Origin of the sequence: Vibrio sp. 10N.247.311.49, assembly GCF_041467655.1 — a bacterium.
Classification (GTDB): Bacteria; Pseudomonadota; Gammaproteobacteria; order Enterobacterales; family Vibrionaceae; genus Vibrio; species Vibrio crassostreae_C.
This window is the reverse complement of record NZ_JBFSVA010000022.1, coordinates 41,890-67,166: the sequence shown is the minus strand read 5'-3', so window position 1 is coordinate 67,166 and position 25,277 is coordinate 41,890. Positions and strand designations below refer to the sequence as shown.

Here is a 25,277-nt window from a genome sequence, read left to right as displayed (position 1 = left end):
TTACCTTACTTAATCAGTTGCGGCCAAACTTTATCGGCTTGTTGAATATGCTGTGCTTGGTCTTGTTCCCAGCGCTGCTTAATCTCTTGGTCGTAGTTGAGGTAAAGCTTGTTATCAACAATCGTCCATTGATGTGGGTCACTCGGTGCAAAGTCGCTCTTCGCTGATACTGCCCAAGCGCAATAGCCACCATATTGAGGGGCATATTTTTCAGGATTATTAACAAATAAAGTCAGATTCTTTTCAGAAGAGAAATACCAATCCGCCCCTTTGTACTCAGTGCTGAATTTTTTACTGCCTTCAATGGGCTTACCGGAAGTGAAATAAGCCACGGTATCGTAGCCATCGAGTGCCTTACTGCTAAAGAAGCCGGTATAGATTTCATCGGCGGCAAATACGTACGGGCTAACAAGTAGCAGAACCATGGTGAATAGTTTTCTCATGATGGACTCCATCTATAGATTGATTGCGGGTGATAAATCAAAGGTAAAGCGCTGCTGATTTATCTGACATGGTTTAATGGGTTCGCATGGTGAGCCGGGTGCATAAAACATAGAGGCTTGACCATGCAGGTTACGTAAGTGTGTAAAGCTCACGGTATGTGCGTCTTCGCGATGCATACAGGTCGCTAAATGAGGTTGCTCATTGTGATGGTGAGAGTGGAACATCAGTAAGTTCTGTTGATTCTTACCTGCCGCCATGAGCTGATCATATTTTGCTTGTCGGTAGGCTTGCACTCGCTCTAAATCAACACCGGATGAGAAGAGTGGAGAATCAGTGTCGACTATTTTCTGTTGAATACCATCCCACATGTAGGCGATAACCAGACCATTGTGTTGGGTTAGATTGGGCGCGAAAGCTAGCAAGGTAAATGGGGCAAAAGAGTGTAGGTCTAGCTTGTGAAACGCTTCAGATAGCTGACTGATATTACGACTCGATGATAGGTTTTTAAGTAGCAAACCGCGGCTTACTAAAGGACCAACGGGCACTGTGCCTTGATAGTTATTGAGTAGGCATAGCGAAAGCCCGAACTCATTAATACTTATCCAGCTACCGCCGCCAGTTGGGTCGAGTGGCATAATGATATCGACACCGTTGACTCGATATTGTCTGGGTGGCATTGCCAGTGCTCGCGTCTTTTGTTCATCACGATTAAAAAAGACCTGATAACCATTCTCTTCAAGCAGCCAAGATACTGAACACATGATTATTGCTCCCTCAGATAGCTGTTGGTGGTTGGGGCATAACCAAAGGTGTTGCAGGTCTCGACGTCTAGGAAGGTGGTGATCACCTTGATCATCGCGTAATGATGATTGGCATGCAGTGCGGCAAAGGTGACCTCTCTTTCGAGCGTTGAAGGCAGGCTTGCGAACACTTGAGCATCCATCGAAACCTCGGTTTGGATCATGATAGGCGCTTCGAGATCTCGACGGTCTAATCGTTCAAGCCAGTTGATCACATAGTGGATCTCTTTGACTGCAATAGAGCGGTCGTATTCGACAGGATGACCACGACGACGAGTGTTGTAATCAACGGTCGCATTCTCTTTTAAGATTAAGGCGTGAAAAAGATCGAGCGTGTGACGAGTATGCTCACCAATAGAGCTTGTGACGTGCGGCTTTGCTCGTGTCAGATAGTCGCTGTCAGATATCGCTAACAAAAACTCTAGACCCTGATTCAATATCTCTACCGCTCCTTTGATACTAGGAGAGAAAGAAGTGAGGGCGCTCGGTTGGGCTATGGGGTTCATTCATGGTCCTCGTACAAAGTTAGTCAGTGGTCGGATATTGTTGAACAAGACGTCGCTCTTCTTGCCACGCAGCGAATAAGCTCTTGAAAGAAGGAGTCTTATAGCCTCGTTGTTTTTGCTGAGCGCCAATATCAAAAAGAATGCGGTATTGCAGAAGTAGCGTAGAAAATATCTCTCGCAATGGCGTGTTGCGATCCCAGATATGCCCAGCCTCACTGCTGGCGCCATTGACCTCAAGGATAGTGAAATCCTCACCGTTCATTAGGCTGTGCATGTCCTTGAATTTGACGTCGAGTCGACCAAAGTGGAAGCCATCGAAGTCGTCAAATATCTCGTCTAAGCGTTCGGTTAAAGCTTGAGTGATGTATTGGTTGCCGTCTCGGAAGATACAGCCACGGCTATGGCTACCTGCGAACGCGAGTTGGAACTCTTCGCCCTCTGCGAGTACTTGATCCAGTTTATCTTCATGTCTCGGCAGATACAGGTGGCTGAGCTGCCCTGCACGCGGGCTATTTTCAATTAACTGCTTGAGGGTCGAGCTGCCATCACCCACCACCATTGGCGCATATTTGAGTGTGATCGAGATGATCTCGCCTTGCTTTTTGTTTGGGTAACGAACATAGAAAACACCCGCTTCGGCTTGATAAGGCGCCTTTTTCTGCAATAGAAAGCGAGCATTATTTGGGAAAGATTCAACATATTGCTCAAGTTGATCTTGGTTGTTGATCAGCTTAACGCCAACACCTCGACAGCCAAGATCCGGCTTTGCCACGATAGGGAAATCAAGATCCGTTTGTATGAGTGCGCTGCGTGCGTCTTCGGCTTGTTTTTTACTGCCGAGATCCGTTTTGGTTAGGGTTATAAACGGAGAGATCCAACGCTGACTTGAAGATCCGGCAAGGCTCAATATCTCATGTTTTGATTCGCCTACCATGCCGCTTAACTTAATGCTTGGATTGGCGATGAGCGGCAGCGCCCAGTCAAAGTGCCGTAACCCTTGCATCAGGCTTTGAATCACCACTGGCGTGTAGAAGAACCAAGTTGGAAGAAACTCATAAGGAGAGACGCTGCGCACGGTATCTTTTTCAAGCAAAGGCATGCCTGCATTGATTTGATGTGCGGGAATGATGCGAATATCTTGCGGTGAACTCATGATAATCCTCTAGAGTAGGTTCTATTCATTAATCGATTGCCGATAAACAGCAAAGCGATGGCACACGGGATAACGATCCATTGATATTCAGAGGCTTGCAGCCACGCTGATGTCCCTAAATAGTAGATGGCAGAGAAGACAATGCCAGTCCAGAGCGCAGTGGCACTAATCACGGCAAACAAGAAAGTAGGCAGTGGGATGGCGAAAAAGCCACTTAAGGTAAAGCCGACGGTGCGAAGCCCTGGAATAAATCGGATAACAAAAAGGCTGCTGAATGCGTTCTGACGTAATTTGGTACGAAGCGAACGAAAGTACTTATTCGTGAGGGCTTTATATCGAACACCTCGGAAATAACGTCCTGACTTCCCTAAGTAATAAAGACCGAGATCACCCGTGGCAATACCGATGAAAATAGCAAGCAGCGCATATTGAGGAAGTATTAGACCTTGAGTCGCGATACCTGCCGCCGTAACAATCGCAAGATCTTCAAGCAGGTAAGAAAGTGCGATGATGCCAAGCATCAGCCATAGCAGCGACTCCTCCCCTGAATGTAACCATGCTTGAATGCTCTCGACGGTGCTCATCAAATGTCCTTATCTATCCTATAAATGAATGGCTTAACCACCATTCATTGAGTGTAGTAAATTAAATAGACAGGAGGAGCAGATAAAAACTTACAGCTGATTAGTGTTTTTTTGTGTTGGATTCATTCAATTGGTGGTTTGAGTCGTGCTGTTTGACTGCTGTTTGACTGCTGTTTTGAAGCTAAAGGCGTGGCATTTGGAAGCGGGTTGAACGAGAGTTTGTCGTTCGAAAATTAGGGCTTTGGGCTGAACATTTAGAAGAAAAGAAAAAGGCTGAGTCGTAAAACTCAGCCTTTCAGAACGTTAACTATGGATTACTTAAGCAATCTATTTAGTTAGGTCAATCTGGTAAACAGCAAAACCAACATCGTCAGTCGCAACACGTTTCATCGGGTATTGACCCTTCTCTTTGATGAACTCTGCTGCTTTGTCGCTTGGAGATGTTTCAAAGCGGATATCTAGCTTGTTATCCGTTTTGATTGGTGCAAATGACCAATTGTTATCCGCGCTTGGGCTCACTTGACCTTGCTCTTTGCTTACGCGAGAGATGTAGTTTGCAAGAACAGTACGGTTCTCATCTGGTGCATCAAATGCGATGAAGTCTTCACCTGTGCCTGGGAACTTAGCGCTGTATGCACGGTAGTTGTTGGTTGCGATCAGGAAGTCTTGCTTCATGTCGATTGGCTTACCTTGGTAAGTTAGGCCAACAATACGCTGTGAGTCAGGGTTAACCACTTTACAGTTTGCATCGTATTTAGCAGGTTGAGTTACGTCGATTTGGTAATCAACACCGTCGATAACATCGAAGTTGTAAGTACGGAAGTTATCCCACTCAATCAACTGTTGTGGTGCTGTTGAGTTAACATCCACTTGGTTGAACTGACCTGCAGAACACTCAAGCCACTCTTTTACTTCGTGACCTGTTACCTTCATCGCAACTAGCGTGTTCGGGTAAAGGTACAAGTCAGCTGCGTTACGGAATGTCAGTTGACCAGATTCAACCTCAGTGAAGTTCGCTGGGTCATTCTTACGGCCACCAGCTTTGAATGGTGCAGCCGCGGAAAGTACTGGCGTACCATCTAGGTCAGGGTCACCTTGGATGAACTGTTCAACGTAATCTTTCTGTGCAAGGTTAACGATTTGAACTGTTGGATCGTCTTGTACTAGAGACAAGAAGCTGTACATCACATCGTCTGCTTTACCAATCGGTTGGTTAACAAACTCACGAGTACCAGCGTGGTCTTTTTCTAGTGCTGTTACGATGCCTTCATCAGCTGCAGCAAGCGATTTCTTCTCGATTTTGTCGTAGATAGGGCGCGCTTCTGATTGGCCTTTAATCACTTCCCACTTACCGTCTTTTTGTGCAAGTGTTAGATCCATAACACCAACGTGGCTACCCCAACGACCAGGCATTACTGCTGCAACGCCGTTCATTGTGCCCGTTTCGTTGTCGATGCCTTGAATGTCATCAAAACCTTTACCTGGGAAAACTGCGTGAGAGTGGCCGAATGCGATCGCATCGATGCCGTCTACTTCAGATAGGTAGAACGTTGAGTTTTCTTCGCCATTTTTGTATGGGTCAGTTGATACGCCTGAGTGAGGGATAGCAACGATAACTTCAGCGCCTTCCGCTTTCATTTGAGGCACTAGCTCGTTAGCCGTCTCAATGATATCGCGAGCGATCACTTTACCTTCAAGGTTCTTCTTATCCCACGTCATGATTTGTGGTGGAACAAAACCGATGTAACCCACTTTTACTTCGTGCTCTACGCCAGCAGTATCTTCGAACGTGTGTGTCTTGATGATGTAAGGCGTGAAGTAGTGTTTTTTGGTTTCTGCGTCGTAAACGTTAGCACTGATGTATGGGAAATCAGCGTCGTTGATAGATTCTTCTAGGAACTCAAGACCGTAGTTGAATTCGTGGTTACCTAGGTTTGCAGCGTCGTAGCTTAGTTGGTTCATTGCTTTATATGCAGGGTGAACTTCGCCTGCTTCGATGCCTTTGTCTGCCATGTAGTCACCCATTGGGCTACCTTGCAGTAAGTCACCGTTATCAACTAAAACGCTGTTGGTTACTTCGCTTTGAGCTTCTTTTACTAAAGTTGCAGTACGTGCTAAGCCGATTTTTTTCGATGGCTTGTCTTTGTAGTAGTCGTAATCCATTAGGTTGGTATGGATATCCGTCGTTTCTACGACACGTAATTTAATCACTTCATCGGTATCTGGTGTTGTTGTGCAGCCTGCTAAAGTCAAACCAAGACCCGCAAGTACAGCCAATGACAAAGGTTTCATTGCAACTTTCATTTTGTAGCTCCAAAGTGGATAGTAGAAAATTCGTTGCGTAATGTAACAAAACCGAATGAAACAATGATTACAACGAATGTTAATTCGTGACTTAGATCGATTACTTTATGGTGTTCTGCAAGACGCCTCCCAAAGCTGCTCAATCGATGCGCAACTGATATCGATAATATTAGTCCATTCATTTCACCTGCTTATCGATAAATCCAATCCCTTATCAGCTTTTCGAATAAAAAATGAAATTTTAGAATTTCCAGTAATATGAGAGGCTCGTCATAATGCCTATATCAAGGACGTATCAGGCAGATGAATAGCAAGGATAGCTCAAAACGAAGCTTCTGTTTTCTTCTAGTGCCAATACTCCCATTCACTCAAGTGGATGAGTTAAATCCCTTGCTTGGCAAGACCAAGTAATGAATTGCTCGTAACGCGAGCCTTAAAGGAAGCACTGAAATGGACCAAGAACGTTTAACCCACCTAAAACAGCTCGAAGCGGAAAGTATTCATATTATCCGTGAAGTAGCGGCTGAGTTTGATAACCCAGTGATGATGTACTCCATCGGAAAAGATTCTTCTGTGATGCTTCATTTAGCTCGCAAAGCGTTTTATCCAGGCAAGATTCCATTCCCGCTATTGCATGTAGATACGGATTGGAAATTCCGCGAGATGATTGAGTTTCGTGATCGTACGGCTAAAAAGTACGGCTTCGACCTTTTAGTACATAAGAACCCAGAAGGTATTGAGATGGGTTGTAGCCCATTTGTACATGGTTCTTCGAAGCACACTGACATCATGAAAACACAGGGCCTTAAGCAGGCGTTAAACAAGTATGGGTTCGATGCGGCTTTTGGTGGTGCGCGTCGTGATGAAGAAAAATCTCGTGCGAAAGAACGTGTTTATTCTTTCCGTGATAAGAACCATACGTGGGATCCAAAAAACCAGCGTCCAGAGCTTTGGCACACCTACAACGGTCAGGTTAATAAGGGCGAAAGCATTCGTGTCTTCCCGCTATCTAATTGGACTGAGCTCGATATCTGGCAATACATCTATCTAGAGAGCATCGATATTGTTCCACTTTACCTTTCAGACAAACGCCCTGTAGTTGAGCGTGATGGCATGCTGATCATGGTTGATGATGACCGTATGGAGCTGCAAGAAGGTGAAGTGATTGAAGAGAAAAGCGTTCGTTTTCGTACTTTAGGCTGTTACCCATTAACCGGAGCGGTTGAATCTGAGGCGAATACGCTAACGGGCATTATTGAAGAGATGCTGGTGGCGACGTCTAGTGAGCGTCAAGGTCGAGCGATTGACCATGATCAGTCGGGCTCTATGGAGCTGAAAAAGCGCCAAGGTTATTTCTAAGAATCTAAGGAAAGAAAAATGAATAGTGCAGTAGAAGCCGAATTGGCTGAACTAGGGATTGAAGGTTATCTAAGTCAGCATCAGCATAAATCTATGCTTAGATTTTTAACTTGTGGCTCGGTAGATGACGGTAAAAGTACGCTAATCGGTCGCTTACTCCATGATACAAAACAGATTTATGAAGATCAGCTAGCGGCGGTTCACTCGGATAGCCAACGAGTGGGAACGACAGGTGAGAAACCTGATTTGGCACTGCTTGTTGATGGTCTGCAGGCTGAGCGTGAGCAAGGGATCACGATCGATGTGGCTTACCGCTACTTCTCGACTCAAAAACGTAAGTTCATTATTGCTGATACTCCTGGGCATGAGCAGTATACGCGCAACATGGCAACAGGCGCTTCAACGTGTGATCTGGCGGTGATCTTGATTGATGCTCGTAAGGGCGTTCTGGATCAAACACGTCGTCACTCGTTTATCTCTAACCTGCTTGGTTTGAAGCATTTCATCGTTGCTGTAAACAAGATGGATCTCGTGGATTACGCGCAAGATCGTTTTGAAGAAATTCGCGATGAATACCTAGAGTTTGCAGAAAACCTAGAAGGCGAAACCAATATTCAGATCTTGCCAGTATCGGCGCTTGAAGGCATCAACGTTGCTGCACCAAGTAAAGAGCTTGCATGGTTCGAAGGCCCATCTCTGCTAGAAGTGTTAGAGAACGTCGACATTGACCAAAAGCGTTCGGCAGGTGAATTCCGATTCCCAGTTCAGTACGTCAATCGTCCTAACTTAGACTTCCGCGGTTTTGCTGGCACCGTTGCCTCTGGCCGTGTCAGTGTCGGTGATGAAATCAAGGCGCTGCCGTCGGGTAAAACCTCTAAGGTTGCACGCATTGTAACTTTTGATGGTGATTTGGAGTCTGCGCAAGCGGGCTTGGCAGTAACACTGACCCTTGAAGATGAGATTGATATCAGTCGTGGTGATTTGATTGTGCTAGAAAACGCGCAGATTGAATCCACTAACCACGTATTGGCTGACATCGTGTGGATGACAGAGCAACCATTGCAACCGGGCAAAGCTTACGACATCAAGATCGCAGGCAAGAAAACCGTCGGTCAGGTTGAAATAGTTCGCCACCAATATGACATCAACAACCTGTCGACCCACGCTGTCGATGAGTTACCACTGAATGGTATTGGCTTGTGTGAATGGTCTTTGAACGAGACTGTTGCATTGGATAAATACCGTGAGAGTGCGGATACCGGTGGCTTCATCGTTATCGACCGTCTAACCAACGTGACGGTTGGTGCGGGTTTGATTCGAGACCGTTTGGACTCTGTTGAACAGCAAGTCGGTAACTTCTCTGCATTTGAACTTGAGTTCAACGCATTGGTTCGCAAACATTTCCCTCATTGGGATGCCAAAGATCTAAGCCAACTACTGAAGTCATAAACGACCAAGTAACAGCTTATTGAATCAGGCGGAAACCGATCGTTTCCGCCATAAAGGACGAGTATATGTGGCAACAAGGATTTGTATTAGCGATTTTGCTCGGCATCATTACTTGCCTGCTCGTTACCCGTATTAAGCCAAGCTTTATCTTTGCTGGCGCGGCGTTTATTGCTTTTATGGCTGGCATGATCGACTTGTCGAGCTTGGCTAATAACTTCACTAACTCCTCGTTACTGACTTTAATTCTTCTGATCCTCGCATCAAGTGCGTTGGAGAAAACTCGCTTAATCAGCTGGGTTAGCCGCAATATCTCTGAAGGTAGGCTAGGTACCGTGGTTGCGAAGTTGGGTATTTCTACAGCGTTACTTTCTTCTTTTACTAATAACACCGCGGTGGTTGTTTCTTTGATCGGGGCGATCAAACGTAATCAACAGCACGCGCCGTCTAAGTTACTTATCCCTTTGTCATACGCTGCCATCTTAGGTGGCACCCTGACATTGATCGGCACCTCTACCAATTTGATCATCAATAGTTTTGTTGAAGATGCAGGTTTACCGAGCTTAAACTTTTTCACACCTACCTTGATCGGTTTAGCGGTTTTGGTCGGTGGGGTATTGATCCTTATTCCTCTTAGCTATTTTCTACCCAGCTACGATGATGGTTCTCAAGATGATCTGCCTTACTTTCTCGAGGCGCGAGTTGAGCCAGGTTCTCCATTAGTTGGCCGTAGCGTCAGTGAAAATAATCTTAGAGCTCTTAGAAAACTGTTCTTAGCCGAAGTGATTCGAGACGGTAAAACCACCGCGTCGATTGACCCTGATTTTATTCTTCAAGCTCGTGACCGATTGCTGTTTTGTGGTGATGTTGAGAGCGTGGCGACACTGCAAGAAATTCAAGGACTGACTCTGTTTGGTCAGCATCATTTGAATGGCCAGAGCTTTGTTGAAGTGGTGGTGAGTTCATCAGCAAGTTTTTGTAACAAAACCCTGAAAACTAGCCAGTTTAGAGACCGTTTCGATGCGGTTGTGGTTGCTATTCGTCGTGGCCATGAACGCCTAGAAGGTGGGCTAGGGAATATCACATTGACCGCTGGTGATACCTTGATTTTGGTTCCAGGTAAACGCTTTGAAGAACAGCGCCAACAACACAACAAAGAGTTTGTGTTGATGAATGACTTAGATTCGAGTGCCAAGCTTGATGCCGACAAATCGACGTTCGTGTTGCTCGGCTTTGCTAGCGTGATTGGTTTAGCCCTTATCGATGCAGTACCTATTATCAAAGGCTTAGCTGGTTTTCTACTGTTGCTGGTGGCATTTGGCGTGGTGCAACTGGGTGAGCTCCGCCGCCGTTTCCCAGTCGATATTGTGGTGATCGTGGGCTCTGCACTTTCTATTGCTCAACTGATGATTTCATCGGGTTTATCTGAGCGGATGGGGCTGATGTTTATGGAGGCGTTTAATGGCTGGGGCGTATTCGGTGCGTTAGTTGCTACCTACTTTATGACTTTGGTTTTGACAGAGCTGGTGACCAATAATGCGGCTGCAGCACTCTCATTTCCGATTGGCTACAGTATGGCAGTAGGTTATGGCGTTGACCCTATGCCGTTCATCATGGCGGTACTGTTTGGTGCCAGTGCCAGTTTTATCTCTCCATACGGCTACCAAACCAACTTACTTGTTTATAGCGTAGGTAATTACCATTTAACGGATTATCTGCGTATCGGCATTCCAATCTCGATTGTATATTCGGGCTTGGTGCTGACCCTAATTCCTTATTTTTTCCCATTTTAATGCTGTTTATTTAAAGGACTAATTATGACCGCAGTACTCAAACCCAAAGATGAGAATGTTGTGTGGCATCAACACTCGATTGATAAAACATTTCGCGCGGATCTGAAATCACAAAAGCCAGCCGTGCTCTGGTTCACGGGGTTGTCTGGTTCTGGTAAATCGACAGTCGCTGGAGCATTAGAAAATCGTTTGGCACAGCTTGGTTACCATACTTATTTATTGGATGGTGACAATGTGCGTCATGGCTTATGTAGCGACCTTGGCTTCTCTGAGCAAGATCGTCGAGAGAACATCCGTCGTATTGGTGAGCTTGCTAAATTGATGGCAGATGCAGGCTTGATCGTGTTGTCAGCCTTTATTTCTCCGCATCAAGCTGAAAGGCAACTCGTGAGAGATTTATTGCCGGAAGGTGAGTTTCTTGAGGTGTTCGTCAATACTCCATTAGAGGTTTGCGAACAGCGTGACCCTAAAGGTCTGTATAAGAAAGCACGTGCCGGAGAGATCCCGAACTTTACAGGTATTAGTTCAGTGTACGAAGCGCCTCAGAACCCTGAGATTGATCTACCTGCAGGTGAGAAGACACTCGATGAATTGGTCGAACTGTGTATTGATGCGTTGGAGAAGCGAAATATCTTAGCCAACTGAGATCGTTGGTATGACTAAGGCTACTCAGCTGTTTATCTGTTTATTCACGACCGATAAATAGTGCAGCCTTAGTTTACCGAGACAAGAAACCTATCCTCTAGATTCTCTTTATTCCTCTCTATACTTCACTTTTTACACCGTCTATTTTAGCTCCGTCGAGTGTCTAGACGGTGTAATTTACGCTGCTTTTCACTTCTGTCTGTACTGTGAATTTCTGGCTCAATAGTGCAATCAGTTGATCGTAATACTGCGTGTTTGGCTTGTTACCGAGCAAGGTACAAAGCTCATTGCCTGTAGGGCTGAATCGGTAGTAAACCAGCTTCACGCCTTTTGATAATGGTGCCAGTGACATGCTCTTACCTTGATAGGTTAGGTGCAGGGCTGGATCGAAATCAATCTCTCCGGATTCTAATTCTGTGCCCAGAATAATCCCGAGCTCTATCAAGTGGAGCAAGCTGGAGTAGGGCAGGTTGTGCCCACCAAGGTTGATGGTGTTGGTGGTGTCCCTTTTGCCAAAGTTGAATAGCCCAGCATGAGATTTAAAGCCGAGTAAGAGCTTTCTGCTGTTATCGCTACCAAAGCTACAACCCAGTGATGCTGCCCTTTGTAGGGTTAACGCTTCTTTTGGTGTCATGTCTTTTAAGATTTGCAGTGCCTTCATCGACGTCGAGCCTGGGTTGGTGACTTCTCGTTTCAGTACTTGAGCCCATAGCCTCTGCATCGATGTATTGTGGATCTCTTGGGCCATGTCGAAGAAACGGTATAACCAGTCCTGATCCGGGTCTCCAGCCGCTTCATCCTTACATGAAGAGTGCGCCAACTTTAGAATCTGTTCTAGGTTCTTTTGGCGAAGCTCTCTACGTTTTTTCTCTCGCAATAGTGCCCGTTCGATAAGCGTACTCTCAGCTTTATCCTTTGGCTTGGCACTATGACTAATTAAGGAATCGAGGCCGAAGCTTTGTGCGATGTGCAGCATTCTGCTGGCACTGTCGGCAATATGAGGCTTTTTCTCATGCTTATGCTGTGTGTCGCTAGCATGCTCAATGATCACTGGCTGTTTGGTTTCTGACATAAGAGTACCGTTAGGAGACGACTCAAGACCAATCGTAGTAAATAATTGCTCGCTCTAGCTTGTTAAAACGCTCGATAACGGCGTTAGAACTTTTGATTGTAGAATAACTACTTATCAAAAAGCTCCGCCTTGTTCTCAAGGCTTTTTCCTACGCTATTTCTGAACACTTACTTATTGTGATTGGTATAACTGTCTAAAATGTAACTCTTTATCTTATTGGTGGCTAGATTTTGCGAGCATAGTTGAAGGTTTCAACAAAATTTTACTTTTGTTAATGATAATAAAATGTTAAATTTGTTGTAATTCTCAAGGAGGAGTTATGAATCAAGTCAATGATAACAAGCTGAAGAAACAGCTTAGTATAGGGTTATTACTCGCGATTTATGTCGCTGTTCTAGCTTACTTATCTAATTACATCGCGTAATTCAGAAGAAAATTATCGTTATTAAACTGTTATTGAATAATCACACTCGTTCAGTGACGGCAGCTCATCCTTGAGCCACCCTTCTAATGACTACATGTCGTCATACTCTTCAATCGCAGTACCTTCAATAAGATAACCGGTTTGCGCTAAGTCATGGCTGATTGACTCAGTTTTCAGCGTTCCGACCAAATAGATCACATCCCATAACTGCTGTATTGGTGCACCTTTCGGGAACTTCACGTAGATGATTTGGTTCGGTGGCGGCGGTGGCACGTGGATACATGCGCCAAAGTACGGTACCAGCAGAAACTCAGTGATCATATTCTCATCACCTTCCAATGGAATCACAAAGCCAGGAATCTTCACTGTGCTGCCATTCAGCTCTGGGCGAACAGCACCAAGTGTCGATTGTTGAGGTTTGTCCATACTATTGTGGTCAACCATCGGCATACCAAATGAATCTAGCTGAGCACGTTCTGATTCTGGAATCAAATCAATCCATTCAAGTGTTAATACCGATTCGTCATTCTGAGTGGTTTCAGCGTGAGCTGTACTGATAAATGGGAACAGAAGTAGCCCAAGTATCAGTAGGAATTTGCGTTGCATCGTAGGTTCCTATTTTAGATTCGAATCGTCATGCCATCAGACAATGACTGGCGGTAAGCCCTGAAAGCGGGAATAAAGCCGATAATGATTCCGGCAACTTGTACCAGCATAAGCAGTTTCCACTCATGCGGTGTGATTGCGGATATCGATATGTTGATACCATAACTTTGTTGCACAATAGGAGCAACCACTGCGATCAGCGCAAACAGCACTGCAACACCTAGTGTAATGCCAAGGAAGGTTAGTGCACTGGCTTCACTGATCAGTAAACCAAACACATGACGAGGTCTTGCGCCCATCGCACGTAGGATAGCCATCTCTCGACGCCTTTCTTGCAAGCTAGTGAGTAGGCTACTGAGCATACCCAATAATCCGGCGACAACAACAAACCCTGAAACAATCAGTAATGCTTGTTCTGCTACAGCCATCATTCCCCACAATTCGTGAAGCGCAATGCCCGGCATAATGGCGCTTAAAGGTTCTTGGCGGTAGTTATTGATTTCTCGTTGCAGTGCGAAGGTTTGGATCTTCGATTTAAGGCCAACCATCATCGCGGTAATCTGCTTCGGTTGGAAGTCACGTTGCTTTAGCGCTTCAGCATTCGGTGTGTGCCCGAGGTTGGCACCTGATTCCCAGCCAACATGAATTGCTTCGATTGCCTCTAGCGATACGTGTACGGTTTTGTCTACTGGTGTTCCTGTTGGCGCGAGTATTCCCACAATCTTGAAGGGCAGATTATCGTGACGGCTAAACGCAACATCACTGATACCGTGCGCAAGAATGATTTGATCACCTATTTTGTAATCTAGCTTCTTCGCGACGTCGGCACCAATCACTACGTCAAATAGCTGATTAAACTCTTTACCTTGTTGGAAAGTAAGTAATTGCTTACTTCCATAGCGATAGTTTTCAAAGTAACTATGATTTGTACCCATCACACGGAAGCCTTTGTGTGAATCGCCCAATGATATTGGTATCGCCCACTTTACTGCGTTGTGCTGGCTAAATTCTTCATAGCTTTTCCAGTCGATGTTGTTGGTCGCATTACCGATTCTAAATACGGAATAAAGCAGCAGGTTTACCTGACCAGAGCGGCCACCGACGATAAGGTCAGTACCTGAAATCGTATTGGCGAAGCTGCTCTTAGCTTCGGTTCTTACACGTTCCACACCGAGTAATAGAATGACGGATACAGCCACAGTGAGAATAGTTAGAATGGCTGTGGCTTTACGGTTGAGTACGCTTTTTAAGGCTAAGTGAGTAATTACTTTCATACGACAACCTTAGCTTGGTTAACGGTTTTTAAATCTATGGTTCGAGTGAACAACTTTTCTAGTGTTGGATCATGGCTAACAAAGATAAGAGTAGAACCTGCCTGGTTGGCTTGTTCTAACAACAGTTCGATAAAAGCTTCTCGGTTTTCATGATCCAAAGCCGAGGTTGGCTCGTCGGCAATAATGATTTTGGGTTGGCCGATCAAAGCACGAGCGGCAGCAACACGTTGTTGTTGACCGATGCTCAACTCGGTAACGGGCTTGTCCATTAAAGCTTGAGGTAGCTTTAATCGGAGTAACAACTCTCGAGCCGTCTCTTGTAAGCTTTTCTGGCTTTCAGCGACTTGCTGTTTACGAATCTGTGAAAACTGGCAAGGAAGCGTCACGTTATCGATAACTGATAGATAAGGAAGCAGGTTAAATTGTTGGAAAATATAACCAATATGATCGGCTCTGAATTTATCTCTTTGACGAGGTGTAAGCTGAGTGAGGTCTTGATCAAGGATAGAGACTTCTCCTTGCTCAGCTTGGTTGATTCCGGTCAGTAGCCCTAACAAAGTTGATTTTCCACAACCACTTGGCCCTTTAATAAAAAGGTGCTCTTGGGCTTGGATGTGAAGAGAGGGGATCTCTAGCGTTGGTGGTAATTCAGGCTTCCAACGAAAGCTGATATTTTCGAGTTTGACCACAAGTGATGAACTGTCAGAAGACATGCTAGCTCCAATAATTAAAGCGGTGTATCTACTGGACAGTAATTTGAAACATAAATTCCCAGGAACACACCGATTTGAACAGCCAAGTAAGCGATGACTTACCTGGCTGTTTATTTTACGTTTAATCCGATCTAGGAGTGATTAGAATCGGAAACTAATACGCTCTGCGTTAAGCACTTCTTGTACTTGAGCTGTGTCTGTTAGTAGGTTCACCGTCATTTTTTCAGTGTTGCTGAACTTAGAGAACCACTGAGTGCTAACTGTGTCTAGCTTAGCAACATCTGAACATTCATAGTGGTACTCAACAGTGAACTCACCGTGGCCACCTTCTGAGTGATCGTGGCCTTCATGATCGTGCTCAGCGTGGTCATGGTCTTTGTGGTCATCATGATCGTGTTCAGCGTGGTCATGGTCTTTGTGGTCGTCATGATCGTGTTCAGCGTGATCATGGTCTTTGTGGTCGCCATGACCGTGTTCCGCATGGTCATGGCCTTCATGGTCGTCATGACCGCCTTCTAAGGCGTTTGCTACTGACTTGAACTTCAGAGTACAACTCGCATTGTTAAAACTAAACAGCTCTTCTGGCTTGTTTAATTGTGCGATAGCCTGTTCAAACACTTTCTTCTGTTCTGCAGTTTTTGGAGCATGTTCAAACCCAACCACATCTGCGCCTGGAGCTGTTACTTCAACAAGCAATTCTTGCCCATCTTGCGCGATGTTTACTTCAACTTGGCCATGTACGTGTGCATCATGAGAGCGGAATTCTTCGTTAGCTAGAGCATTTGTAGAGACAGTCATGCCGATAACAACGGCTAAAAAAGTAGGTTTCATGTTTTTTCCTGAATAAAGGTTAATTAAAAAGTAGTGGTAATTAAGCGATATTTACAGGAGGTGAGCGTGCCAAATAAGCGAAATATAGCCGCTGTAGTGAAGTTACTGACTCTGTAATAGCGACAGTAAATTCCGAATGTAACTCTGGAATCTGTGGTAGTGAGTGCGCTGTGATGAACTGATTAAGCGAAAACAGCTCACAATGGTGTGAAGTGTGGTGCTCTGGTGCGATATCCACAATGTGTGTTGCGGCTAACACGCTTAACATGAGCATAAGCCCAAGCAAGAAGCCTGTTTTTCGTTTCACATTGTTGGGTGTGTTTTGCCACATCAGGATGATTAACCACAGAATTAAAAAAAGGATACTGTTATAATATAACAATATCCTTTGGTTAGGTCTCGAAAAAGACGCGAATATCTTATTAAAGGCTCGCTTTAATCAACTCAATGACTTGAGTGACTTCTGATTCGTTTAATGCACCTTCTTTTACAAACAAGATTTTACCTTGCTTGTCTTGAACGATAATCGCTGAGCTTTCTTCTTTTAGAGCCCATGTTGACGCAACGGCGCCGTCTTCATCTAGGACCATAGAAGACCATGGAAATTCTTCTTTGCTGCTTTCGGCAGACGACTTAACAAAAGACCCAGTACCCCAAATCGCATCATCTTGGTTGATGATAGTGGTGGTTTGGTAGCTGTCTTCTGAGAATTTCGATGCGGTAATGGCTGCCATCAGTGGTGCGTTGAGCTCTTTAGAGCTGCTGCGGCCAGCGATAGCTTGAACGACGCGAACTTTTCCTAGAAGATCATTGGTTGCCCAAGCTTGATATCCAGTATTTCCGTCGTTTAGAACAATCTCACCATAGTTACTCACATCAACGGCAGGCAGGGTAGCGCCTACTGATAGGTTGTGAGCATTGGCGAAGAGTGGAGAGGCTGCGGCTAGAAAAGCCAGTAGAGTTTTGTTTTTCATTATATTTTTGTTCCGCTTATTGGTTTGCACAGGAAGTATAATATGAAATTTGAAAAATGCCTCTTTAACTTTTTTATCGTACGACGTAGAAAGAAGTTGCAGGCTTGTTACCAAAAGGTATAATGCATCAATATCAAGATGAACAATAGATTATCTTGCTGTTTGCTAAAGGAATTAGCGATTAAATGTGCTTTGAACAGCGACGCTGTTCAGGTATGTGACTGTAGTACTCAAATGGAATTGAGGTTGTATTATGTTAAGAAAATTTTCTACTTACCGTCCACGTCAGGTGGCGCGTTTCGTTAAAGTCCTGTTCAAAGGCCAATTTGCTATTGAAGGTGTTGGAGAGTTTCGCTTCGACCAAGGCAAGGTGCTACTTCCTGAAGTTTCAGACAAACAAAAGCTCACTATTTTTAAAGAAGTTAACGGCACCATTGCAGCGTTGCCGGTGTAACTGAGCTTTATCGATTTGTCTTGCACCGAATAGATTAACAATGAAAAGGGCTTCCTGATGGAAGCCCTTTTTTAATGCGTGTCGTTCACGATGGTATGTCGAACGGCACTTTATTGTGGAGGGAAGCACACACCTGTTCCACCCAACCCGCAATACCCATTCGGATTTTTAGCTAGGTATTGTTGGTGGTAGGTTTCTGCGAAAAAATATTTTCCAGCAGGCAGAACTTCCGTCGTGATCTCGTTGCCTAAAGATTCAGTCATTGCTCGTTGATATTCACGTTTAGAGTGCTCAGCGATAGATTGTTGTTCTTCACTGAAGGTGTAAATCGCAGAACGGTACTGAGTCCCTAAATCGTTGCCTTGGCGCATCCCTTGAGTTGGGTCATGACGCTCCCAAAAGGTTTCAAGTATTCGAGCTAGAGAGGTTTGTTCACTATCAAATATGACACGAACGACCTCGGTATGGCCGGTTTGCCCAGTACATACTTGTTCATAAGTGGGATTAACTGTGTATCCGCCAGCGTAACCAACGGATGTTGAAATAACGCCATCCAATTGCCAAAACAAACGCTCAGCTCCCCAGAAGCACCCCATACCAAACAGGACTTCTTGTTGAGAGCCCGTGGGTGCATCGAGCAGGTCGGTTTGATTGACGAAATGGCGCTCAGTGATTCGAATTGGGTCAGCATTTCCCGGTAGTGCGGTTGCTGCAGAAACCAGTTGTTGTTTGTTTAGCATGTTATATTCCTTTTCGCATACGTTTACCGCGCTGGCTTTTATTTAACGTGGGTTCATATTAACTGTTGGTCAATATTGAATAAGTCTTTAAATTAGACCGTGTTATTCCAGGATTTATTACAGACTCAATGCCTATTTAGCGGTATTATTTCTTTTCACTTATTAACGTATTGATAACTTCTTCACCAATTAAACATGATAAGAAAAACTTTACCAGTTCTGATTGGCACTCTATTGTCATCGACGCTTGCTTTCGCTGACGTTTCCCTTGAAATCAAAGGGCTAGATGGAGCGCTTGAGGATAATGTTGATGCTTATCTGAGTGCGATCCCTGAAGAAGAGTATTCGGTTTCACTAAGATTCCAATCCCGCTTGGAATCTATGATTAAAGAAGCCCTGAATGCGTTAGGCTACTACCACCCTAAAATCACATTTACTCACTCCGAAGATGATACCGAAATGACCGTTACGGTTGAGCCGGGAGAGCCTGTTGTTATTTATACTTCAGATATCGTTCTAACTGGTGAAGCCAAGGATGACCCAGACTTTTTAGCCTTGATAGCGAAGAGTAGCTTGTCTAAAGGTTCGACTCTGAATCATGGTAATTATGACTCTTTGAAATCGTCGATCCGCAACCTTGGCTTAGCGAAAGGCTACTTCGATGGTGCTTATGATCTTAGTAAGCTAGAAGTCGCTCCTGAATTGAACCGCGCTTATGTTCGTCTTCATTATAACAGTGGTATCCGCTATCACTTTGGTACTACTCAGGTTACTGGTAGCCAGATAGAAGAAGATAAGGTGCAGTCACTTAAACCATTTGAGGATGGCGAACCTTACTCAATCACCAAAGTCGGTGAGTACAACCAAAACCTGTCCAATACGGATTGGTTCTCCTCGGTATTTGTTGAACCAGATTTAAGCCAGTTAGGCGAAGGCCGAGAGATCCCGATGAAGGTTAGCCTTGCTCCGCAAGCTCGTAACCAAATCGAAACGGGTATCGGTGTCTCAACCGACCTTGGCGTAAAAGGCACTCTGAAGTGGAAAAAACCTTGGGTTAATGAACAAGGCCATAGCTTCAATAGCAGCCTGTCGATTTCTAAACCTGAACAGACGATTACCGCTACCTATAAAATCCCTCTGGATGACGTGCTGAACGACTACTATCAAGTTAAGTACGGTATGAAAAACTTGGATAATCGTGATACCAAGAGTTTGGAGTCAAACTTAGCGCTAGAAAGATATTGGCGACTGGATAACGGTTGGCAACGCACGGTCTTCATTCGATACTTGGTCGAAAACTATGAGCAAGGTTTGCAGGATGATTTAGCGCAATTTGTGCTGCCGGGTATCTCTTTCTCACGCACTCGAACGCGAGGCGGTTCGATGCCGATGTGGGGCGATAAACAAACCATTATGGTTGAAGCGGGTGATGATACCTTGTTATCTGAAACTAAGGTTGTTCGTTTTCAAGGTCAAACCGCTTGGATTCGAAGCATTGGCGACAATCACCGAGGCTTAACTCGACTTCAATTTGGCGGCAACTTTGCCGACGAGTTTGATAAGCTATCTCCCTCCCTAAGATTCTTTGCTGGTGGTGACAATAGCATTCGTGGTTATGGTTATGAGTCGATCTCTCCTCGAGATGAAAGTGGCGCACTAACGGGTGCCAAATTCATTGCAACCAGCTCGTTTGAATACCAATACCGCTTGGTTGGAAACTGGTGGGGTGCAGCATTCTACGACATTGGTGATGCATTTAATGACAAACCCGAATGGAAACACGGCACCGGTGTCGGCGTTCGTTGGGCGTCACCTGTTGGTCCAGTGAGTTTAGATTTTGCTTGGGGTCTAGATGCAGAAAAAGGTGATGAGTTCCAGTTACACTTTAGTTTAGGGCCAGAATTATGATCAAAGTGATGGGCAAGTGCATCAAGTGGACGTCGATCTCATTGACGTCTATTTTGCTGTTGTTGATAGCCTTGCTAGGTTTTGTTTTGTTCACCAATCCAGGGTTGAACACTGTGTTGTGGGGCGCTGAAAAAGCGTTGCCACAGCTTAAAGTGGAAAGCACTAAAGGGGCTCTGTTCCCGAGTTTTACGCTTAATAATGTTCAGTTTAAAGATGACAGCCTGCATATCGACACCAAAGTTCAAAAGCTGAACTTGGCTATTAACCCTCGCTGTCTGCTCGACCCTAAGCTGTGTGTCGATCGTTTAGCGATTCAAGGGTTGGACTTCGCATTTACTGAACTGCCTCCGGCCTCTACAGAAGAAACAGAACCGACTCCGCCCGTAACATCGGTAAAAACACCGCTGCCAATCGTAATCAACCGTATCGCTTTATCTGATATCAAGTTGAATATCTTAGGGCATGAAATTGAATGGAGCCTGTTCTCAACGGCTCTGAGCATGCAGGGAGAAACGCTGACGGTATCGCCAACCTTGTTCAATGACCTAAAAATTAAGCTTGCTGAATCGACAGAAGAACCGCAAACAGAAACGGTAGAACCAGAGGCTGCCACTAAAACGGCTATCGAGTTACCTGAAGTCTTAATTCCTTTGCAGGTTGTGTTGGAGCGTTTTGACCTCAACCGTTTCACCTTAGAACAAGAAACACCAATCGTTGTTAATCACCTTGGACTAGAGGCACGCGCGGGTAAACACACGGTTGATGTTTCAACTCTCGAACTCGATATGCCACAAGTAAGCGCAAATCTAACGACGAAGGTTGAGCTTAAAGGTGATTACCCGTTAGAGCTGTCTTTGGATGCGTTAGTGAAAGAAACCGACCTTGCTGGGCAGAAGCTATCCCTGAAAGCGCAAGGTAGCGTAGCTAAACTAAACCTAGATTCCGAGTTTTCTGAATTGATTGAGGCAAAGCTGTCTGGGGATATTCAACCCTTAGAACCGACTCTGCCATTTGACCTTCTTTTAGAGGGCGGACAAGCACAGTGGCCCCTTACCGGAAAAAGCGATTACCAAGCGACAATTGAGCAATTCAAAGCTGATGGCTCACTAGATGGTTTCAATGTTCTTCTTAAAGGTGAAGCCGATGGTAAGGAAATCCCTGAATTAGCCATTGATCTACAGGGTAAAGGCACGACGGAACAAATTGAGCTCGAGCGTCTAAAGCTCAACACGCTAGGCGGTGAGCTTAACGGTGTCGTTAAAGCGAACTGGAAGAGTCTCGTTAACTGGCAAGCTGACGTGACACTCAAAGATATTCAGCCGGGTCTGCAGTGGCCTGAAGCCGAGGGCAACATTAGCGGAAGCATCGTCACCTCGGGTGAGTTGACGGAAGCGGGCGGCTGGGCGATTGAACTGCCTAAATTGGATATTGAAGGGATCTTGCGAGAATACCCTCTGGATATCGAAGGTCAGTTGTCAGCGTCGGATCGCAGCGCGAGCGGTGAACCAAAACTGAAAACCAGTGGTTTGAGCTTAGCTCACGGTGTTAACTCGATTAAGGCTCAGGGTGAGCTTGATAAGAAATGGGACATGGGTGTTGAGATTCACTTCCCTGAGCTTGTAAAAAGCGTCCCTGATTTGAAAGGTAAAGTGATTGGTAACATCCAGCTCAGTGGTCTAACGAAAAAGCCTGAAGTCGATCTCGCTCTAAATGTGGATAAGGTAGATTGGAATAACGAAGCAACACTAGAATCCTTGTCGCTTAATGGTTCTGTGGTTCCTCTGCCATTGCCTGAAGCTCAAGCTGATCTTGAATTAAAAGCTAACAACCTAACCTATCAAGATCAGAGCGTAAAAAGCATTGATCTCACGGTGAGTGGTGGTGAGAAGAAACACACAGTGACACTTGATGTGATATCCGACATCGTGTCTACAAGCTTAGCTATTTCCGGAGAGTTGATTCAAAAGCCTTCTCTTATTTGGTATGGATCGTTAGACAGAGTCAAAATCACCACTCAGCAAGGTCCTTGGGTGTTAGATCAACCTGTCGCGATAAATGCGGATGTTGATAAACAGTTTGCCGATGTTCAAGCGCACTGTTGGAAACAATCGGGTTCGAGCGTGTGTTTGGATGAAGACGTTCGTGTCGGAAAATCGGGTGAGGCCAAGGTAGCCATCAATCAATTCGATTTCGAGCAGATTAAAGCCTTTGTGCCTAAAGAGACGCAATTACAGGGCTTAGTCAATGCGACTGCTCATGCAAAGTGGTCTGAACAAGATGAGCCTGAAGTCACGGTAAGCGTTGATATGCCGAAAGGTCAGGTTGTTCAACAAGTGGGTGAGCCAATCACACTGGGTTGGGAAAGCGTTGCATTGAATGCCCAACTGAAAGACAACAAACTGGATGCCGATTTTAAGTTGGATGTTTCCGACAATGGTGACCTGTCTGGCACGGTGTCGTTACCGGATATTCTTGCCGAAGACAAAATGGTCGATGCGGCAATTAAGCTGACCACGTTCCATCTTGATTTCTTACAACCAATTCTAGGTGAATACAGCTTATTGAAAGCCGACCTTGAGAGTGATCTTCAAGTTAAAGGCTCTCTGATGCACCCTCAAGTCTTTGGTCAATTCTCTGTTGATGGTATTCAAGTCAAAGGCGATGTTACGCCTGTTGATGTGAAAGATGGCCGCATCGACCTCGACTTTGATGGTTATAGTGCAAAACTGGATGCGAATGTCGAAACACCTGATGGTCACCTTGATATTGAGGGAACCGGAGATTGGCAAGATCTTAAAGCATGGCATTCGAACGTTAGAGTTTTCGCTGATGAGTTGATGGTTGATATCCCACCGATGGTTAAGGTGAAGGTCGTACCTGATATGACTATTGATGTCACACCAGATCTGGCGAAAATCACCGGTGATATTGCATTACCATGGGGACGAATTGTTGTTGAAGATTTACCACCGTCAGCGGTTGGCGTCTCTTCTGATCAGGTTATTTTGAATAAAGATCTAGAGCCAGAAAACGAAGATACGATTCCATTCAATGTGATGACCAACATTAATATCTCCATTGGTGATGACTTTAAACTGTCTGCCTTCGGTCTTGAAGGTGATTTGGTCGGTAAGCTCAACGTGGCTCAAAAAGACCAAGGTCCATTTATTACAGGTGAAGTGAACATCGTCGATGGTACTTATCAATCATTCGGGCAAGACCTCTTGATCGAAGAGGGTAAGATCCTAATGAATGGACCACCGGATCAGCCATACGTAGCCATCAACGCGATTCGTAATCCTGATAATACTCAGGATGACGTGACCGCTGGTATTCGAGTGACTGGCCCTGCGACAGAGCCTACCATCGAGATTTATTCTGACCCAGCGATGCCACAAGCGAACGCACTGTCTTATATTTTGCGTGGCCAAGATATCGACGGTGAGTCGAGCGGTTCGATGACAACGACTTTAATCGGTTTGAGTTTAGCGAAGAGTGGTAAGGTTGTTGGTGAAATCGGTGAAGCCTTTGGTGTAAAGGACTTGCAACTGGATACTGCAGGCTCTGGCGATGACTCTCAAGTGACGGTAAGTGGTTACATCCTGCCTGGCTTACAGGTGAAGTATGGTGTGGGTATCTTTAACTCGTTAGGTGAGTTTACCGTTCGTTATAGATTGATGCAGGATCTCTATGTTGAAGCTGTTTCTGGCCTAGACAGTGCTGTGGATCTTCTCTATCAATTTGAGTTCGAGTAGAGCCGTATGGGAGGGCATATGCAGCATCTTGTTTTTGTCTATGGAACCTTGAGGCAAGGTCAGTCCAATCACCATTATTTGCAGGGCTGCGATTTATTAGGGCAGTTTGATACACCTAAGGAATACGCACTTTTTGATTTAGGTGCCTATCCGGCGATGATTTTGGGAAAGAAAAGTGTCGCTGGTGAGGTCTATATCATTAACGACGAAATTTTAGAGTCGCTCGATCGGCTAGAAGATGTTCCTGTTGAGTATCGTCGTGAGCAAATAGAGACTATATTTGGATTAGCATGGGTATATTTGTATCAGCTTGATCTAACAGCTAATAAAGAAATACTTTCGGGTAACTGGTGTCAGCGGAACAATGATTCCTAACTAGTTAATCACCTTACGAGACAACAAAAAGCCAGCACTGAGGTGCTGGCTTTTTAATAGCGTTAGTTTGAGAATGAAATGAGAGGGTTACTCAGGGTTCAGCTCAAGAAACTCTTCTACTTTACGTACCATTTTTGTTGAACCAACGAAGAAAGGCACACGTTGGTGTAGCTCAGTTGGTTTGATATCCATGATACGCTGTGCACCGTCTGATGCAATACCGCCAGCTTGCTCCATAAGGAAAGCAATAGGGTTGCATTCATAAAGCAAACGCAATTTACCTTGAGGGTGGCTCTCTGTACTTGGGTATAAGTAGATGCCGCCTTTTAGCAAGTTACGGTGGAAATCAGACACAAGAGAACCAATGTAACGTGACGTGTAAGGGCGGTTATCGCTTGGCTCGCTTTCCTGACAGTATTTGATGTACTTCTTAACACCGGTTGGGAAGCGGATGTAGTTACCTTCGTTGATCGAGTAGATCTTGCCTTCGTCTGGAATCATCATGTTTTCATGAGATAGACAGAAAGTACCCAGAGATGGATCGTAGGTGAAACCATTTACGCCAGCACCAGTTGTGTATACAAGCATGGTTGAAGAACCGTAAATCACGTAACCCGCGGCTACTTGCTTGTGTCCGGGCTGTAAGAAATCTTCTTGTGTTGGTGGTGTACCGATCGGTGATACTCGACGGTAGATAGAGAAAATTGTACCAACCGATACATTTACATCGATGTTTGATGAGCCATCTAGTGGATCCATCAGTACAACGTATTTTGCGTTTTTGTTGAGCTCTTTATTGAAGGCGACAGCTTCGTCTTCTTCTTCACTTGCAACACCACAAACTTGGTCACGGGCTTCTAGAGCCGCTTTAAATTTGTCGTTCGCGTAAAGGTCTAGCTTTTGCTGCTCTTCACCTTGCACGTTGTCTGTACCAACAGCGCCAGTGATGTCGACTAGGCCAGCCTTGTTGATCTCACGGTTAACAATTTTTGCAGCAAGTCGAATAGACGACAAAAGGGATGATAGATCACCGCTTGCATGGGGGAAGTCACTCTGTTTCTCAACAATGAACTCACCAAGGGTGCGCATCTCAGACATGTTATTTCCTTAAACTTCT

Annotated in this window: 23 protein-coding genes; 8 read left to right on the top strand and 15 right to left on the bottom strand. The window is 45.1% G+C overall.

Features of this window, described 5'->3' with window-relative positions:
• Positions 1–5: 5 nt before the first annotated feature.
• The 6 genes from AB6E54_RS18360 to AB6E54_RS18335 form a co-directional block, all read right to left on the bottom strand.
• Positions 6–443, bottom strand: a complete 438-nt coding sequence (locus AB6E54_RS18360; RefSeq protein WP_102333018.1) for a YHS domain-containing (seleno)protein — start codon at positions 441–443, stop codon at positions 6–8.
• A 12-nt stretch (positions 444–455) separates the two neighbouring features.
• Positions 456–1,205 carry an NRDE family protein gene (locus AB6E54_RS18355; RefSeq protein ID WP_017058882.1) on the bottom strand — a complete coding sequence of 250 codons (750 nt, stop codon included), beginning with the start codon at positions 1,203–1,205 and terminating at the stop codon, positions 456–458.
• A gap of 2 nt (positions 1,206–1,207) precedes the next feature.
• Complete coding sequence (locus AB6E54_RS18350) at positions 1,208–1,750, bottom strand: hypothetical protein (RefSeq protein ID WP_032546798.1); 543 nt, start codon at positions 1,748–1,750, stop codon at positions 1,208–1,210.
• 19 nt (positions 1,751–1,769) lie between these two features.
• Positions 1,770–2,903, bottom strand: coding sequence for an ATP-grasp domain-containing protein (locus AB6E54_RS18345; RefSeq protein ID WP_102333019.1), 1,134 nt, complete (start codon positions 2,901–2,903; stop codon positions 1,770–1,772).
• On the bottom strand, positions 2,900–3,487 hold the full coding sequence (locus AB6E54_RS18340) for a DedA family protein (RefSeq protein ID WP_102333020.1): 588 nt from the start codon (positions 3,485–3,487) through the stop codon (positions 2,900–2,902). The genes AB6E54_RS18345 and AB6E54_RS18340 overlap by 4 nt, the downstream gene beginning before the upstream one ends.
• 327 nt (positions 3,488–3,814) lie before the next feature.
• Positions 3,815–5,791 (bottom strand): bifunctional 2',3'-cyclic-nucleotide 2'-phosphodiesterase/3'-nucleotidase, encoded by a 1,977-nt coding sequence (locus AB6E54_RS18335; RefSeq protein WP_121602835.1) that lies wholly within the window; start codon positions 5,789–5,791, stop codon positions 3,815–3,817.
• Between the two features lie 414 nt (positions 5,792–6,205).
• On the opposite strand from AB6E54_RS18335, the gene cysD reads away from it, so the two are divergent.
• The 4 genes from cysD to cysC all read left to right on the top strand — a co-directional run bounded on the left by cysD (position 6,206) and on the right by cysC (position 11,034).
• Entirely contained in the window at positions 6,206–7,150 is a 945-nt protein-coding gene (gene cysD, locus AB6E54_RS18330; RefSeq protein ID WP_226088532.1) for a sulfate adenylyltransferase subunit CysD, read from the top strand.
• A gap of 18 nt (positions 7,151–7,168) precedes the next feature.
• Positions 7,169–8,599: a sulfate adenylyltransferase subunit CysN gene (gene cysN / locus AB6E54_RS18325; RefSeq protein WP_102333022.1), complete on the top strand. Its 1,431-nt coding sequence runs from the start codon at positions 7,169–7,171 to the stop codon at positions 8,597–8,599.
• 65 nt (positions 8,600–8,664) lie between these two features.
• The gene (locus AB6E54_RS18320; RefSeq protein ID WP_017067554.1) at positions 8,665–10,389 is read left to right on the top strand and encodes an SLC13 family permease; all 1,725 of its coding nucleotides are present in this window, start codon (positions 8,665–8,667) and stop codon (positions 10,387–10,389) included.
• Positions 10,390–10,413: 24 nt separating this feature from the next.
• Positions 10,414–11,034, top strand: a complete 621-nt coding sequence (gene cysC, locus AB6E54_RS18315; RefSeq protein ID WP_017067555.1) for an adenylyl-sulfate kinase — start codon at positions 10,414–10,416, stop codon at positions 11,032–11,034.
• Between the two features lie 163 nt (positions 11,035–11,197).
• Here cysC and AB6E54_RS18310 read toward each other — a convergent pair whose 3' ends face one another.
• The 7 genes from AB6E54_RS18310 to AB6E54_RS18280 all read right to left on the bottom strand — a co-directional run bounded on the left by AB6E54_RS18310 (position 11,198) and on the right by AB6E54_RS18280 (position 16,928).
• Positions 11,198–12,106 carry a TIGR03899 family protein gene (locus AB6E54_RS18310; protein WP_372100553.1) on the bottom strand — a complete coding sequence of 303 codons (909 nt, stop codon included), beginning with the start codon at positions 12,104–12,106 and terminating at the stop codon, positions 11,198–11,200.
• A gap of 514 nt (positions 12,107–12,620) precedes the next feature.
• On the bottom strand, positions 12,621–13,136 hold the full coding sequence (locus AB6E54_RS18305) for a DUF3299 domain-containing protein (protein ID WP_017058892.1): 516 nt from the start codon (positions 13,134–13,136) through the stop codon (positions 12,621–12,623).
• 14 nt (positions 13,137–13,150) lie between these two features.
• Positions 13,151–14,410 (bottom strand): FtsX-like permease family protein, encoded by a 1,260-nt coding sequence (locus AB6E54_RS18300; RefSeq protein ID WP_017067558.1) that lies wholly within the window; start codon positions 14,408–14,410, stop codon positions 13,151–13,153.
• Positions 14,407–15,123: an ABC transporter ATP-binding protein gene (locus AB6E54_RS18295; protein WP_372106820.1), complete on the bottom strand. Its 717-nt coding sequence runs from the start codon at positions 15,121–15,123 to the stop codon at positions 14,407–14,409. The genes AB6E54_RS18300 and AB6E54_RS18295 overlap by 4 nt, the downstream gene beginning before the upstream one ends.
• Before the next feature lie 141 nt (positions 15,124–15,264).
• On the bottom strand, positions 15,265–15,954 hold the full coding sequence (locus AB6E54_RS18290; protein WP_372106822.1) for a DUF2796 domain-containing protein: 690 nt from the start codon (positions 15,952–15,954) through the stop codon (positions 15,265–15,267).
• A gap of 40 nt (positions 15,955–15,994) precedes the next feature.
• Entirely contained in the window at positions 15,995–16,285 is a 291-nt protein-coding gene (locus tag AB6E54_RS18285; RefSeq protein WP_372100555.1) for a DUF2607 family protein, read from the bottom strand.
• Positions 16,286–16,376: 91 nt separating this feature from the next.
• A complete protein-coding gene (locus AB6E54_RS18280; RefSeq protein WP_017063723.1) occupies positions 16,377–16,928 on the bottom strand; it encodes a YtfJ family protein in 552 nt (183 codons plus the stop codon).
• A gap of 253 nt (positions 16,929–17,181) precedes the next feature.
• Between AB6E54_RS18280 and AB6E54_RS18275 the strand changes: the two genes are divergently transcribed.
• Positions 17,182–17,382 carry a DUF1107 family protein gene (locus AB6E54_RS18275; protein WP_017058898.1) on the top strand — a complete coding sequence of 67 codons (201 nt, stop codon included), beginning with the start codon at positions 17,182–17,184 and terminating at the stop codon, positions 17,380–17,382.
• A 110-nt stretch (positions 17,383–17,492) separates the two neighbouring features.
• Here AB6E54_RS18275 and msrA read toward each other — a convergent pair whose 3' ends face one another.
• On the bottom strand, positions 17,493–18,122 hold the full coding sequence (gene msrA / locus AB6E54_RS18270; protein ID WP_017058899.1) for a peptide-methionine (S)-S-oxide reductase MsrA: 630 nt from the start codon (positions 18,120–18,122) through the stop codon (positions 17,493–17,495).
• A gap of 195 nt (positions 18,123–18,317) precedes the next feature.
• On the opposite strand from msrA, the gene AB6E54_RS18265 reads away from it, so the two are divergent.
• The 3 genes from AB6E54_RS18265 to AB6E54_RS18255 are packed head-to-tail and all read left to right on the top strand — an operon-like array spanning position 18,318 to position 24,160.
• Positions 18,318–20,030, top strand: coding sequence for an autotransporter assembly complex family protein (locus AB6E54_RS18265; protein WP_017063725.1), 1,713 nt, complete (start codon positions 18,318–18,320; stop codon positions 20,028–20,030).
• Positions 20,027–23,785, top strand: a complete 3,759-nt coding sequence (locus tag AB6E54_RS18260; protein ID WP_372106824.1) for a translocation/assembly module TamB domain-containing protein — start codon at positions 20,027–20,029, stop codon at positions 23,783–23,785. Before AB6E54_RS18265 ends, AB6E54_RS18260 begins: the two co-directional genes overlap by 4 nt.
• Positions 23,786–23,803: 18 nt before the next feature.
• Positions 23,804–24,160, top strand: a complete 357-nt coding sequence (locus tag AB6E54_RS18255) for a gamma-glutamylcyclotransferase (RefSeq protein WP_017069403.1) — start codon at positions 23,804–23,806, stop codon at positions 24,158–24,160.
• A gap of 87 nt (positions 24,161–24,247) precedes the next feature.
• Here the strand turns inward: AB6E54_RS18255 and fbp are convergent, their stop codons facing one another.
• Entirely contained in the window at positions 24,248–25,258 is a 1,011-nt protein-coding gene (fbp, locus tag AB6E54_RS18250) for a class 1 fructose-bisphosphatase (RefSeq protein ID WP_008220458.1), read from the bottom strand.
• Between the last annotated feature and the right edge of the window lie 19 nt (positions 25,259–25,277).

What these genes read in the sequence shown, in the direction of transcription:
- AB6E54_RS18350 (WP_032546798.1), bottom strand. Translation starts at nt 1,750, where the DNA reads ATGAACCCCATAGCCCAACCGAGCGCCCTCACTTCTTTCTCTCCTAGT.
- AB6E54_RS18300 (WP_017067558.1), bottom strand. Translation starts at nt 14,410, where the DNA reads ATGAAAGTAATTACTCACTTAGCCTTAAAAAGCGTACTCAACCGTAAA.
- AB6E54_RS18345 (WP_102333019.1), bottom strand. Translation starts at nt 2,903, where the DNA reads ATGAGTTCACCGCAAGATATTCGCATCATTCCCGCACATCAAATCAAT.
- fbp (WP_008220458.1), bottom strand. Translation starts at nt 25,258, where the DNA reads ATGTCTGAGATGCGCACCCTTGGTGAGTTCATTGTTGAGAAACAGAGT.
- AB6E54_RS18275 (WP_017058898.1), top strand. Translation starts at nt 17,182, where the DNA reads ATGTTAAGAAAATTTTCTACTTACCGTCCACGTCAGGTGGCGCGTTTC.
- AB6E54_RS18340 (WP_102333020.1), bottom strand. Translation starts at nt 3,487, where the DNA reads ATGAGCACCGTCGAGAGCATTCAAGCATGGTTACATTCAGGGGAGGAG.
- msrA (WP_017058899.1), bottom strand. Translation starts at nt 18,122, where the DNA reads ATGCTAAACAAACAACAACTGGTTTCTGCAGCAACCGCACTACCGGGA.
- AB6E54_RS18335 (WP_121602835.1), bottom strand. Translation starts at nt 5,791, where the DNA reads ATGAAAGTTGCAATGAAACCTTTGTCATTGGCTGTACTTGCGGGTCTT.
- AB6E54_RS18305 (WP_017058892.1), bottom strand. Translation starts at nt 13,136, where the DNA reads ATGCAACGCAAATTCCTACTGATACTTGGGCTACTTCTGTTCCCATTT.
- AB6E54_RS18295 (WP_372106820.1), bottom strand. Translation starts at nt 15,123, where the DNA reads ATGTCTTCTGACAGTTCATCACTTGTGGTCAAACTCGAAAATATCAGC.
- AB6E54_RS18255 (WP_017069403.1), top strand. Translation starts at nt 23,804, where the DNA reads ATGCAGCATCTTGTTTTTGTCTATGGAACCTTGAGGCAAGGTCAGTCC.
- AB6E54_RS18265 (WP_017063725.1), top strand. Translation starts at nt 18,318, where the DNA reads ATGATAAGAAAAACTTTACCAGTTCTGATTGGCACTCTATTGTCATCG.
- AB6E54_RS18290 (WP_372106822.1), bottom strand. Translation starts at nt 15,954, where the DNA reads ATGAAACCTACTTTTTTAGCCGTTGTTATCGGCATGACTGTCTCTACA.
- cysC (WP_017067555.1), top strand. Translation starts at nt 10,414, where the DNA reads ATGACCGCAGTACTCAAACCCAAAGATGAGAATGTTGTGTGGCATCAA.
- AB6E54_RS18280 (WP_017063723.1), bottom strand. Translation starts at nt 16,928, where the DNA reads ATGAAAAACAAAACTCTACTGGCTTTTCTAGCCGCAGCCTCTCCACTC.
- AB6E54_RS18360 (WP_102333018.1), bottom strand. Translation starts at nt 443, where the DNA reads ATGAGAAAACTATTCACCATGGTTCTGCTACTTGTTAGCCCGTACGTA.
- AB6E54_RS18310 (WP_372100553.1), bottom strand. Translation starts at nt 12,106, where the DNA reads ATGTCAGAAACCAAACAGCCAGTGATCATTGAGCATGCTAGCGACACA.
- AB6E54_RS18320 (WP_017067554.1), top strand. Translation starts at nt 8,665, where the DNA reads ATGTGGCAACAAGGATTTGTATTAGCGATTTTGCTCGGCATCATTACT.
- AB6E54_RS18260 (WP_372106824.1), top strand. Translation starts at nt 20,027, where the DNA reads ATGATCAAAGTGATGGGCAAGTGCATCAAGTGGACGTCGATCTCATTG.
- AB6E54_RS18285 (WP_372100555.1), bottom strand. Translation starts at nt 16,285, where the DNA reads ATGTGGCAAAACACACCCAACAATGTGAAACGAAAAACAGGCTTCTTG.
- AB6E54_RS18355 (WP_017058882.1), bottom strand. Translation starts at nt 1,205, where the DNA reads ATGTGTTCAGTATCTTGGCTGCTTGAAGAGAATGGTTATCAGGTCTTT.
- cysN (WP_102333022.1), top strand. Translation starts at nt 7,169, where the DNA reads ATGAATAGTGCAGTAGAAGCCGAATTGGCTGAACTAGGGATTGAAGGT.